This is a genomic window from Domibacillus antri, from assembly GCF_001936625.1.
GTDB lineage: Bacteria > Bacillota > Bacilli > Bacillales > Domibacillaceae > Domibacillus > Domibacillus antri.
The window spans coordinates 1-12,615 of sequence record NZ_MSDU01000048.1 but is presented as its reverse complement, the minus strand read 5'-3'; the positions used below and the strand labels follow the sequence as shown (position 1 = coordinate 12,615).

General features: G+C 43.2%; 17 protein-coding genes. All 17 read left to right on the top strand.

The features are described 5' to 3' along the window. The first annotated feature begins 11 nt into the window (after positions 1-11). Positions 12-299, top strand: a complete 288-nt coding sequence (locus tag BTO30_RS14920) for a hypothetical protein (RefSeq protein WP_075399503.1) — start codon at positions 12-14, stop codon at positions 297-299. Continuing rightward, a complete protein-coding gene (locus tag BTO30_RS14915) occupies positions 296-610 on the top strand; it encodes a hypothetical protein (RefSeq protein WP_075399502.1) in 315 nt (104 codons plus the stop codon). Before BTO30_RS14920 ends, BTO30_RS14915 begins: the two co-directional genes overlap by 4 nt. After that, a complete protein-coding gene (locus BTO30_RS14910; RefSeq protein WP_075399501.1) occupies positions 607-1,164 on the top strand; it encodes a phage tail protein in 558 nt (185 codons plus the stop codon). The genes BTO30_RS14915 and BTO30_RS14910 overlap by 4 nt, the downstream gene beginning before the upstream one ends. Next, complete coding sequence (locus BTO30_RS14905; RefSeq protein WP_075399500.1) at positions 1,161-1,679, top strand: hypothetical protein; 519 nt, start codon at positions 1,161-1,163, stop codon at positions 1,677-1,679. Before BTO30_RS14910 ends, BTO30_RS14905 begins: the two co-directional genes overlap by 4 nt. After that, complete coding sequence (locus BTO30_RS14900) at positions 1,648-2,013, top strand: hypothetical protein (RefSeq protein ID WP_075399499.1); 366 nt, start codon at positions 1,648-1,650, stop codon at positions 2,011-2,013. The genes BTO30_RS14905 and BTO30_RS14900 overlap by 32 nt, the downstream gene beginning before the upstream one ends. A gap of 3 nt (positions 2,014-2,016) precedes the next feature. Further along, positions 2,017-3,459, top strand: coding sequence for a phage tail sheath family protein (locus BTO30_RS14895; RefSeq protein WP_075399498.1), 1,443 nt, complete (start codon positions 2,017-2,019; stop codon positions 3,457-3,459). Positions 3,460-3,472: 13 nt separating this feature from the next. Then, entirely contained in the window at positions 3,473-4,000 is a 528-nt protein-coding gene (locus BTO30_RS14890; RefSeq protein WP_075399497.1) for a phage major tail tube protein, read from the top strand. Positions 4,001-4,017: 17 nt separating this feature from the next. Next, on the top strand, positions 4,018-4,338 hold the full coding sequence (locus BTO30_RS14885) for a phage tail assembly protein (RefSeq protein WP_075399496.1): 321 nt from the start codon (positions 4,018-4,020) through the stop codon (positions 4,336-4,338). A 117-nt stretch (positions 4,339-4,455) separates the two neighbouring features. Continuing rightward, the gene (locus BTO30_RS14880) at positions 4,456-7,431 is read left to right on the top strand and encodes a phage tail tape measure protein (protein ID WP_075399495.1); all 2,976 of its coding nucleotides are present in this window, start codon (positions 4,456-4,458) and stop codon (positions 7,429-7,431) included. Next, entirely contained in the window at positions 7,428-7,685 is a 258-nt protein-coding gene (locus BTO30_RS17510; RefSeq protein WP_075399494.1) for a tail protein X, read from the top strand. The genes BTO30_RS14880 and BTO30_RS17510 overlap by 4 nt, the downstream gene beginning before the upstream one ends. Then, on the top strand, positions 7,672-8,685 hold the full coding sequence (locus BTO30_RS14870; protein WP_075399493.1) for a phage late control D family protein: 1,014 nt from the start codon (positions 7,672-7,674) through the stop codon (positions 8,683-8,685). Before BTO30_RS17510 ends, BTO30_RS14870 begins: the two co-directional genes overlap by 14 nt. Before the next feature lie 2 nt (positions 8,686-8,687). After that, positions 8,688-8,894, top strand: a complete 207-nt coding sequence (locus BTO30_RS14865; RefSeq protein WP_075399492.1) for a hypothetical protein — start codon at positions 8,688-8,690, stop codon at positions 8,892-8,894. An 11-nt stretch (positions 8,895-8,905) separates the two neighbouring features. Then, positions 8,906-9,574, top strand: coding sequence for a phage tail protein (locus tag BTO30_RS14860; protein ID WP_075399491.1), 669 nt, complete (start codon positions 8,906-8,908; stop codon positions 9,572-9,574). A gap of 6 nt (positions 9,575-9,580) precedes the next feature. Beyond that, positions 9,581-9,901, top strand: a complete 321-nt coding sequence (locus BTO30_RS14855; protein ID WP_075399490.1) for a hypothetical protein — start codon at positions 9,581-9,583, stop codon at positions 9,899-9,901. Beyond that, complete coding sequence (locus tag BTO30_RS14850) at positions 9,888-11,009, top strand: baseplate assembly protein (protein ID WP_075399489.1); 1,122 nt, start codon at positions 9,888-9,890, stop codon at positions 11,007-11,009. Before BTO30_RS14855 ends, BTO30_RS14850 begins: the two co-directional genes overlap by 14 nt. Continuing rightward, on the top strand, positions 11,002-11,550 hold the full coding sequence (locus BTO30_RS14845) for a phage tail protein I (protein WP_075399488.1): 549 nt from the start codon (positions 11,002-11,004) through the stop codon (positions 11,548-11,550). Before BTO30_RS14850 ends, BTO30_RS14845 begins: the two co-directional genes overlap by 8 nt. 56 nt (positions 11,551-11,606) lie before the next feature. Beyond that, positions 11,607-12,615 (top strand): phage tail protein (locus tag BTO30_RS14840; protein ID WP_245796508.1); only part of this gene is annotated, 1,009 nt, incomplete at its 3' end.

Sequence of the window (12,615 nt, the reverse complement as noted above, 5' to 3'; positions counted from 1 at the left end):
GGGGTGAGCTCATGAAGATTCTTAAGGCAATACAGCCAGTCTTTATTAACGGTGTTGTAATTGATCCGGGTGAAAAATTCTCATGTGATGAAACTCTTGCTGAAAAATTCATTGAAAGTAAAGCAGCGAAATCAATTGTTGAAAAAGATAAAGCAGATTCACAAAAAAACGAACTTCTTTCTTTGACAAAAGAAGAATTGTTAAAAATCGTTGAAGAAAAGGGTATTGAAGGTGTTTCTCAAAATACCAAAAAAGAAGATATTGTCGATACAATACTTCATTTTGGTGAGTCGCAATGAATTTTAAAGAACAGCTTCAGCAAGATTTAAAGATTTTTTTGAATACTGCTGAATTTGCGGATATTCACACGATTGATGGCGTAGCAACGCCAGCACTTATCGATACAGACTTATTGAGAGAACGATCGGACAATGAACATGCGGACGGCGTGTTTTTTTCCAGGATCGTTCTTTTTGTTGAAACAAGTGTACTGGGATATCAGCCAATTGTAGGTAATTCGCTGAATGTTGACGGTGATTTATATTTCGTTCTTAAATGCGCAGATGTAGACGGACTGTATCGTATAGAACTGGGGGCGAATGAGTCATGATCACATTGACGGTTGAACAGTTAGAAAAGGCACGTGCGGCATTAATTGAAGTACCAAACGGATTGCCAAAAGCAGTTATGCGGGCAGTAAATCGATCTGCACAAAGTGCCCGGACGGAAGCAGGTCGTGCTGCAAGGCAGGAATACCACATCAAACAAGCGGACGTTACATCGACTATCCGCATTCATCGTGCAAGCATGGGGGATTTCGGGGCATCGGTTGTATCAAAAGGCTCCGTTATTCCTTTAATTAAGTTCCGGGTAAACCCGAAAGCACCAAATCCAAAACGAAAACGACCGATTACGGCTCGTGTAAAAAAAGGCGGTGGCGGACCGATACCTGGCGCATTTGTTGCACAGATGAGAAGCGGCTACATTGGTGTTTTTAGCCGTGTTGGTAAGCCGCGTCTGCCTATTGAGCAGTTGTATGGGCCATCCATTCCTCAGATGCTTGGCAGTGATACAGTTTCTGCTTGGGTAGAAAACAAAGCATATGATACGCTGCAGAAACGTCTGGATCATGAAATCAGCCGTCTTGTGGGAGGGGCGTCATGACCATTAATGGATTGGTTGATGAATTAGTCGTTTTTCTTGAAAAAGTTGTGAAAGAATATGATTTAAACACAAACGTTGAAGGCTTAACAAAAGCGCCAAAGGTTGCAGCAGGCTTCTTGGGTGAAAAACAAAAAAGGATTCAGAGCGGTGATCCTTTGCCTGATTTCCCGTATATTTTAGTTCGTTTTTTAACATCCGAAATTAATAAAAAACAAAAAACTGGTAAAGTTCGAATCTTAGCAGGTACGTATTCCGAAGACACAAAAGAAGGATGGCGTTACGTGGCAAATGTTTTGACTCGTGTAGAAATGAAACTGTTGAATAGACCATCATTTGGTGCTTTCACACTTGATACGGATCAACCTATAAAAACGACGCTTCCTGAAGAGCAACCTTTTCCCGAATGGGTCGGTTGGATAGAAGTGTCGTTTTTAATGCCGCGCATTCAAATTGAAGATGCAAAATTAAGAGGAGGGCAATTCGATGACGAATTCTGGAACGGATTCTCAAGTTAATCAAGTAGATAAAAAATCAGAAGCAACAGATACAAACTCAAAAACACCTAAAAAGCCTGTTGAAAAAAGACAAAATGTAAAAAGGAATGAACAAGAATCTCTTATTTATTGCGGGCCCAATCTGCCGAATAATATGCTCCAGCGTTACGCAGTGTTCATTGACGGGATTCCGGAGTATTTAAAAGATGAAGTGACAAAATGTGAAGAAATCAAGATGTTGTTAGTTCCTGTGGAGAAATTTGCGGGAATTGAACAAAAAATCGGACAGAATGGAACAGTTGAAAATGCTCGATTTAAAGCGGTCTTAAAATATTTAAAAGAACAGGCGGTGTAATAAATGACCTATAATCATGGGATCCGAACGACAGAGAGAAGCACATCCGTAAGCACGGTGGCTACCGTGGTTGCTGGTTTACCGGTTGTCATCGGTACAGCACCAATTCATTTAGCAGAAACACTTCCATCCATTTATGAGCCAATCTTAGTTTATACAAAATCAGAAGCTATAGCTAAACTTGGTTATTCGGATGAATGGGGTAAATTCACGCTTTGCGAGTTTATGAAGTCACACTTTGATTTATTTGAAGTGGCCCCCGTTGTATTTATTAATACACTTAATCCGGAAACGCATACAACAACCGTTACCGACGGGGCAACTGTTGCGGAAAATGGAGTGTATAAAATTAATCAAAGCGGTGTTTTACTCAATACAGTTACGGTCAAAGCGGGGACAACTGCAGCTGTAGAAGGTACAGATTATGTATTGTCTTTTGATGATGCCGGATACGCTATCATTACACCGATTACGGGGGGTGCTTTAACGTCAGCTGCTGCAGTAACCGCGTCTTACAGCTATTTAAATACTACTCTTGTTACAGATGCAGATATTATCGGAGGAACCAACAGCACAACAGGACAAGCTACCGGATTGGAACTTATCAATAGTGTATTTCCTAAATTCAGACTTGTTCCAGGACAGATTTTAGCACCGGGATTCAGTCAAAAACCATCAATAGCTGCCGTCATGGCAGCAAAAGCAACGAATATTAACTCTGTTTTCAAAGCGGTGACATTAAATGATGCCGATACAGAAGCCGCAGCAGTTTATACGGCTGTTCCGCAGTGGAAAAACGATAACAATTATTCGGCTCCTGCTCAATTTGTGTTTTGGCCAAAAGTGAAAATGGACGCGGACATTTACCACCTATCGACGCAAGCCGCGGCTGTTAGTTGTTTGACGGATGCTGTTAATGGTGACATTCCATTCGTGAGTCCGTCTAACAAACCGATTAAAGCGGTGGATACCGTACTGAAAAACGGACAATCCGTCACTTTAGATTTGCCAAAAGCGAATTACTTAAATGGTCAAGGTATCGTCACAGCGCTGAATTTTGTTGGTGGATGGAAGTTATGGGGGAATCGAACAGCAGCATATCCAGCTAGTGGCGATGTAAAGGATAACTTTATACCTTTACGCCGCATGTTCAACTGGGTAAACAACACAATTATTCTTACGTTTTGGGAAAAGGTTGATAACCCGTCAAATCGGACTCTAATTGACAATGTAGTAGATACATTGAACATTTGGCTTAACGGTCTTTCTGCCCGCGGAGCTCTATTGGGCGGTCGTGTGGAATTTAGACAAAGCGAAAATCCAACGACGGATCTGGTAAATGGAAAAGTGCGGCTGAATGTATTTATCGCATCTCCGACTCCGGCAGAGGATCTTGAATTTATTCTTGAGTTCGATATGTCTTATTTAGGAACTTTATTTAATTAAGGAGGAATAGTACATGGGAGTAAATACAATACCGGAACGTCTCATTCAGGCGCGGGTATATATTGATGAAAATATTGATACTAGAGCCTTGGCAGATGTCACGCTTCCTAATTTTCAAAACATGACGGAGACGGTAAGAGGTATCGGTATACTTGGAGAAGTGGACACCCCAACGATTGGTCACTTTCAAAGCATGCAGCTACAACTGTCATGGCGATCAATTGTAAAAGAACTATGGATGCTTCTTGGTCAAAATGTCCATAGTTTTGATATTCGTGCAGCATTACAAGTCAATGACGCAGCTACTGGCAAAGTTGGCGTATCGAAGTTGCGTGTTGTGGTTCGCGGTACAACGAAAAATCTTGAGCCCGGTAAGCTTGAAACGTCAACCCCAACCGAAGGAACAACGGAAGTAGAGACCGTCTATATTAAAATCGAACAGGACGGAGAGACGCTGATAGAGCTTGATAAATACAACTATAAATTTATCGTTGACGGCGTTGACCAGTTCGCAGAAGTTCGTCAGGCATTAGGTTTATAAGAAAGGGGAGATTTTACATGACAGTTGTGAAATTACGTAACGCAATTGAAATCGATGGAAAGGAAATTAAAGAAATTAATTTACCTTTGGAAAATCTTACAGGTAAGGATGTTTTGGATGCTGATCGTGAAGTTCGTTCAAAAGGATTCGGGGGAATCGATCCTCTTTACACACAAGAGGGTCTTTCAATTTTAGCGGCGAAAGCGGCTAAAATGATTCCGGATGATCTGGAACGTTTATCTATGTTTGACTTCATGGAAGTAACCGGACAGGTTGCACTTTTTTTAGTGAGATCGGAATCTCCAAGCCAGGAGATCTCCACGAATACCGAAAACTGATTTTGAAGGTGGCACGAGTAAATTATTCGCCACCTTCTTTCTTTTTATCAATGCCGTTTGAAGAATTGGAATTGTGGCTTGATGCCACAATTGAAGCATCGAAGGAGTTGAGTCCGAATGGCTAAAAAGGTTTTTGAAATAAGTTTTAATATTGCTGGCAGCCTGGCTGGCTCCTTCCGTTCAGCTTTCTCAAGCGCAAATAAGGAATTAAGCCGGCTTAATGATACGACTAAAAATTTAAAATCTGGTCTGCGAGACCTGGACAGAGCTTATAAAAACGGCTCTATTTCAGCCTCGCGGTACCAGTCTACACACGCGCGTTTAACTAAAAACATGGAACGCGCAGCGCAGGCTCAAAGTCGTATGGCCGAAGCGCAGAGCCGTCGACAACAACTTCAAAGAGATAGTAGTGAGGTTCGAGGTCAAATTGTTGATACAGCGGCTGTGGCAACCCCTTTAGTAATTGCCACGAAAACGGCTATGGATTTTGAAACGCAGATGCTCGGTGTCGCGAAGCAAGTAGAGGGGGCACGAGATGGCAATGGAAAACTGACATCCACCTATTATGAAATGCGCGATGAAGTCTTTAAGATGGGTCGTGAAATGGGTGTAGCGAATGGCGAACTTGCTCAGCTAATGGCTTTCTCAGCAAAAATGGGCGTTCCTAAAAACGAATTAGTCGGCTTTACAAAAATTGTTGCAAATCTCGGCGAAGCGTTTGAGATGGCACCTGAAGAAATCGGTACATCTATGGGGAAGCTGGCCAACACATTTAGTATAAAGCCTTCTGAAATTGGCGGTCTTGGCGATATCATCAACTATTTAGATGATAAAACACTAGCGAGCGGCCGCGGAATCGTCGAAACAATGATGCGGATATCCGGTCAGGGTAAAGCATTAAATATGACTGAGAAACAAGTAGCTGCACTCTCCAGTACGTTTCTATCACTCGGTAAAACGGAAGAGGTTGCAGGTACCGCCGGTGTTGCGTTGATGCGTGAGTTAGCATTAGCGAAAGAACAACCGGTGCGCTTTCAAACAGCCATTGAAAAGTTAGGCATGACCTCAGAAGAAGTTTCTAAAGGTATGGCTACAGATGCGCAAAGCACCATTCTCAAGGTTCTCGATTCGATCAAGAAGCTTGATCGTGAAACACAAACGTCTGTTTTAACTGGATTGTTCGGCAAGGAATACGGCGATGATGTTGCTGTTCTTGTCGGCGGACTTGAGGAATATCGAAAGCACTTAAAGCTTGTGGATGCAGAAGAAGCGAAGGGTTCCTCTCAGCGTGAGGCAGATGCTCGTAATCAAACTAGCAATGCTCAATTGCAAATGCTGAAAAACTCTGGAACAGAAGCAGCCGTTAAAATTGGTGATGTTGTACTGCCAACTTTAAATGAGGGCATGTCGGCTACAGCCGACTTCACAACGAAACTCGCGGATATGGCAGCTAAATATCCGGATGCCACAAAAGCGATTGTCGGGACCGGAGCCGCACTGGTGGCCGCGCGATTAGGTTTTCTTGGTTTGAAATTTGCTGTCAATACCGCGATTTCTCCTTTATTGGCAGCAAAAGAATTGCTTGCTAAAGGCAGGGTCAACGCGGCAAATCGGGCAGGTAAGAAATCACTGAAGAATATACCGAAAGGGCCGGGACCGGGTGGTGGAGGAGGTACTGCACCAATACCAACAAAAAAAGCACCTGTTGTTCAGTCCGGTGTTCCGAAAAACAGCGCTAAGGGTAATGTAGTCCCTTTCCCGCAAAAAGGAGCCAAGATACAGGCAACAGCAAACAAAAGTTTATTAAAATCTTCCGGAAAATTAGCGAAGTTCGGGGGTGTTTTAGGGAAAGTAGCCCTTCCATTAACACTTGCAAGCGAAGCTTATTCCATTGCTAAATCGAATGACAAAGTAAAAGCTACCGCTCAATCTGCAACAGGGCTTGCTGGAGGATGGGGCGGGGCTAAGGTAGGAGCGGCACTTGGTACAATGCTCGCTCCTGGAGTCGGTACGATACTGGGTGGTTTGGCGGGTGGTGCTGTTGGTTACCTAGGCGGTAAGTTTTTAGGAGGAAAAGCCGTCGATGCGGCCCGAAGTAGTAGTGCGAATACTCAAATAGCATCAGGTGCAGGAAAAGTAGAAACAGCCGGTCTGGATTCAGCAATAAAACAAGCAGTGGCACAGGCTAAAATAGTGGCCGGTAATCTTACCATCCTTGCTTCCATTACGGCTCAATCTTCCGGCTGGGTTGTAGGTGCCTTTTATGGGTTACAAGGTAGTGGCCAAAATCTGAACTCAAGTATGTCTATTCTCGCTTCCATTACAGCTCAAGCCAGTGGATGGATGGTCGGAACATTTTATGGTTTACAGGCACACGGCATGAATTTAAATAGTAGCTTATCCATTCTTGCTTCTATTTCTGCTCAGGCTTCTGGATGGGTGGTCGGTACGTTCTACGGATTACAAGCACACGGCATGAATTTAAATTCAAGCATGTCTATTCTGGCAACGATCACAGCACAAGCAAGCGGCTGGATGGTAGGAGCGATTTTTCCACTTACTGCAGCGGGAAATATGGTTCGAGGAAATTTATCCATTCTCGCTTCTATCGCTGGTCAGGCATCGGGTTGGGTCGCATCGATTAATGGTATTCAATCAGGTGCAGCTGCCGTGAAATCAGCGCTTAACTCGTTGGCTGCCCGAATCGCTTCTGTTCCGACACCAAGTGTATCAGCATCGGTTGGTGGAGCGAAGCCGAAAAAATATGCTCGCGGTGGCATTGCAAGGAGCCCGCATGTAGGGATGGTTGCAGAGGCAGGTTATGACGAGGCGAACATCCCGATCAGGAAGCGGGATCCGCGCGCTCTAAGTTTATGGAAAGAAACCGGAAGACTCATTGGTGCTGGTTCTTTATTTGAGAAAGGCGGTAAGATTTCGGCCGCATCATCAGGTGGAGATTCATTCACCTATGCGCCGGTCATTAGCGGTGTGAGTGAGCGCGAAGTTGAACCAATTCTTAAAAGAGAGAGAGCCAATTTTGAACGTGATATGAAGAAATATAAGCGGAACAAAGAAAGGTTGTCGTTCAAATGAAACAATACACGACAATAAAAGGCGATACATGGTCAAGAGTTGCGTATAAAGAGCTTGGGAGCGAGTATTTATTCCCCTTGCTGCTGGACGAAAATCAAAAATTTAGAGATTTTCTAATTTTTCCGCCTGGTATCACTTTAAATATACCGGATATCGTTGATGTTGAAACGGTAGATAATCCGCCGTGGATGAATGATATTGTTGAAGAGGATGAGGAAGAACCTTCAGGAGTCGATAACGATGTTGGGGCGTAGAACAACACTCGGGCTCCGCTATCTTAATCAAACAATTGATCAATATATCCACCCCTTTTTAAAAGAATGGGTCATAACTGACAATTTAAGTGGAGAAGCGGACAGCATTGACATTTTCCTCGAAAACAGCCGAAAGCTTTGGCAAGGAGCATGGCGGCCGGAGCAGGGAGCAGTACTTGTTGCGAATATTAACCTGCTCTATTGGAATGGCGACGTAAAGATTGAAAAGAAACCGATGGGGCAGTTTGAAATTGACGAATTTGAGATAGATCCAACAGGATTCCGCATGGGTGCCATCACTTTGCCGCCTACATCCAAATTGAGAGAGCGTCATCACCGTGCTTGGGAGAAAACGAGACTTGAAACCATAATGGAAGATATTGCGAAGGTGAACGGATTAAAACTTTACTATCAAACCGACGATAGCCCGGAAATTGAACGGGAGGAACAGTCCGGTGAAACGGATATCGAGTATTTAAAAAAAATAACGGAAGATGCCGGTTTAACGCTGAAAATCAGCAGAAATACGATCGTTGTTATTGATGAAGCGAAACTAGAAAAAGCAGTAGCACAAAGGACTATTAATGCAAAAGATGTAAATTTAAAAGATTTTTCTCTTGATGAGTCACTATCCAAGCAATACCGGGCGGCTAAAGTCACATATAAAAATCCCAAGAGTAAAAAGACCATCAGGCATACCTTTGTCCCACCAAAGGCCATTAGGGCTGGCCGGACATTAGTGATTAATGAAGAGGTGAAAAATACGGCAGAAGCAATGCGTTTAACAAAAAAACGCTTGCGGGCGGCGAATAAGGAAGCTTGTACGGGCTCGTTCCTTTTCGCTGGAATTCGCGGCTACTATGCCGGTATGACGGTTAATGTAAAAGGATATGGAAAATTCGATGGGAAATACATTGTTACAAAGGTTCGGTACTCTTTCTCTGCTGAAAACGGAACGGAAACATATATTGAAGTTCGTCGATGCCTGGAGGGATATTAAAGATGAAAGATATTATTCGCGTCGGAACAGTTTCTTCTATATCAGGATCAACCGCTCGTATAACCTATGATGATCGAGAGAATGCAGTCAGTTCAGAACTGCCGATCGTTCAGCGGGGCGATGTCTTTCAGTTGATGGTCGGTGATCAGGTACTTGTTGTTTATTTGCCTAACAGTAAAGGTGAAGGTTTTATAATCGGGAAAGTATGAGGTGGTGAGGAATGGGTGTAATCGGAAGTTTTTTAGGAGTTGTGTTTGAAGTATCTTCCGCAAAAGTTTTAACATTAGATGACTTCGAGCGGTTCGGTTCGGCAAACTGGCAGGAACATAAAATTGTGTCACGAAAGTCTATCCTAGAATTTATGGGGGCAGATCTTGAGAAAATCAAATTTATTATTCGCTTATCTGCATCGCTTGGCGCTAATCCATCAGCAGAAATTCTGAGATTACGCCGGGCAAAAAATGACGGCATCACATCTAAATTTATAATGAGTAACGCATCCATCAGTGCCTCTAACTGGGCAATAGACGAAATAAACGAAATTTACCGAATCCGTGATAATGAAGGACGGCTCATATCGGCGGATATTGAGTTGTTATTAATAGAGTATCCCATTCTATATAAGCCGCCACAGAAGGTAAAAGCTTCGTCGATAAAATCCAAACCAACAAACGCATCGAAAAAAGGGGCGATCGGAAAAGTAACTATTAAAGCACCACTCAACTTAAGGAGCGGGCCTTCTTTAAAATCGAAAATCGTTCGCGTTTTAAGGAAAGGACAATCATATAAAGTATATGGCAGTAAAAAGACCGACATTACATGGTATGCGTTAGGCGGGGGCGTGTATTGTTCGGCAAATACAAAATATGTAAAGTTTGAAAAGGTGTGAGTGTAGATGGAACTTAAACCTTTTGAAATATCATCAGAGATTAACTGGGGAGCAACGGGAGAAGAGGCAGCTAAGCAAAATGTCCGCTTTCTCTTGTCTGTTTGGCAAACGGAATGTGTCTTAGATCAAGAGCTTGGATTGTCAGGGGAAACTGTGGATGCTCCGATAAACAATACAGTCGAGGCATTGATTTCTAGCGAAATTATTCAACTGATTGAATCCCGCGAACCTTATTTTCGGGTGCAGCATGTCAAATATGAGAAGAATGAAATAAATGGACAACTCATTCCAGTGGTAAAGGTGATGAAAGCGGATGGTACGGTTTAATCTTCCGGATGTGCAGTTTGTAGATAAAGATGTAGATGAAATTGAAACAGAGATTGTTGCGGAAGTGGAGTCTAAAATGAGTATTTCACTGTCACAAGCAGATCCACGGAGACAGGTTGTTAAAGCGATCGCATACGCGTTTTCTCTTATGTTTAATAAAATCGACTACACAGCGAAACAGACGACTTTGGCTTATGCCGAAGACGATTTTTTGGATATTAAAGGAGCTGATAAAAACGTGCCACGTCTGGAACCAATTGCAGCAACAAGCGTTTTCCGGTTTGAAGTCAATCCGATTGCGACAATGGTCATTCCCGCGGGGTATCAGATATCGGCCGAAAATGACAGTACGATTATTTTTCAAACGACAGAGTCTGTGACGGTGGATTCTGCAGCCACTCAGATCGACCTTACATTGACTTGTACTCAAAAAGGTGTGATCGGTAACGATTTCCTTCCTGGGCAAATATCTAATGCTGTTAAACCGCTCTCGTTTGTATCCAAAGTGTATAACATCACTACTTCATCGGGCGGCGCTGACTTAGAGGACAATGATCCTTATGCAGAGCGTATTCGATTGTCGAATGAACGTTACAGTACAGCAGGACCAGACGAAGCGTATATTTATCACGCGAAATCGGCAAATCAGTTAATCGTCGATGTAGCTGTTGATTCGCCGTCGGATGGCGTAGTTAGGATCGTACCGCTCATGGCAAATGGGGAAATACCGAACCAGGCAGTTTTAGATCAAGTGAGCGAAAAGTGCAGCGCTAAGAAGGTGAGACCGCTAACGGATAAAGTTCAAGTCGTCGCACCTGAATTAGTCCCTTACACAATTACTTTGGAATATTTCATTTCTTCTGAAAAGGAGAGTATGACTGAATCCATTCAAGCATCCGTACAAAAAGCGGTTGAAGAGTATCGTATATGGCAAAAAAGCAAATTAGGCAGAGGGATTGATTCTGGTGAGCTCATTGCTCTTGTTAAAGAAGCGGGAGCCTCACGTGTGAACCTTACGGCTCCTGTTGGATATACCGCATTGTCAAGAATACAAGTTGCATCAGACACAACAGTGACTGTCACATATGGGGGGTTAACAGATGACTAATTCTTTAGAAAATATCGATCTGAAAAAGCTGCTGCCGACTGCGTTAAAAAATGATACTTTCACTGTTGCTCTTGCGGATGCGCTTAATACGCAATTAAAAGATGCGTTGCAACGGACGGATATAGTTGATCCTAAAAAAACCATTCCGGCGCATCTCCTTGATTTTGTTGCGTACGAAAATCATGTTGATTTTTATGAACCGTCTTTACCAGAAGTGGTTAAAAGGGAACTCATCGCAAAATCAGATTATCTGCATGAAATAAAAGGGACGCCTGCCGCTGTGGAAGAACTGATCACAACCATATTCGGTGAGGGATTGGTAGAGGAATGGTTTGATTATGATGGACTCCCTTATCATTTCCGTGTGGTCACAAATAACGATGAGGTAACGAATGAACGAGCTCATTCCTTTATTAAAGCCCTAAATACCGTGAAAAATCGCCGCTCTGTCCTGGACAACGTGATTATTCGTCAAACAGAGCACATGGGTAATTATTTCGGCGGTGTCGTCCATATTGGTGAGAATATATTAATTAAGTAGGTGATGAGATGAGTGCTTTTGGCGGCATTATTTTTACAAATCGAGGGAAGAATTTAATGTCAAAGGCATTAGCAGGAGTGCAGCTGAACTTCACTCGAATGGCTGTCGGTGATGGAACTTTAGGAAGCAGTTCTATCTTGGCCCTGAATGCGTTAAAAAGAGAAATCAAATCTCTTCCCATCGCAAAATTAAAAACTACTCCTTTTGGAAAAACAACGGTCGGATCTTTTTTACGAAATGCAGACCTAACAGAAGGATTTTATTTTAGAGAAATGGGGATTTTTGCCAACGATCCAGATCAAGGCGAAATCCTTTTTTGTTATGCAAACGCTGGTGATTTAGCTGAATATATTCCGCCGGGTACCGGTACCGATGTGATAGAAAAGAATATAGATGTACAGATAACAACCGATAATGTAGCGAATATAACGGCCGTGATCGATGAATCACTCGTCTTTATTTCAACACGAGAGAAAGGTACGGCCGAAGGTGTTGCAACCCTAGATGTGAATGGAAGGGTGCCAATTACACAACTAAGAAATTTACAAGAAGAAGACGAAGCCCGCCAAACCGAAAACATCGGCTATGGAGTACAGTCCGGTTTAAACACAACAGCTTCAGCCACGCCGGATATGAATGTGCAAGTCCAGCCCGGTGTTATTTACATGCCGGACGGGAAACGGTTTGCCTATACTGCTGCGGCAACAATTACTGTAACAGCCGCGGACTCAACCAATCCGCGTGAGGACATTATTTTTATCAACGAGAGTGGCGTCATCGAGTATATAGCCGGCACACCTGCCGCAACACCGACCGAACCTGCTTTACCTGCCGGAGCGATGCATTTATCTACGGTGCCTGTCCCGGCCGGTGCAACGGCAATTGATCAGAGTATGATCATCGATAAGCGGAAAATGCTTAGAAGCCTGCCCGAACTTGACCAGGAAGTTACGACGCATAAGTCCGATACTGTGTCGCACGTAACACAAGTCGATAAGGAAAAATGGAATGCGGCTTCTCCGAAGTCGCACGATTTAGAAATACGCTATTGGATGTGGACGATTA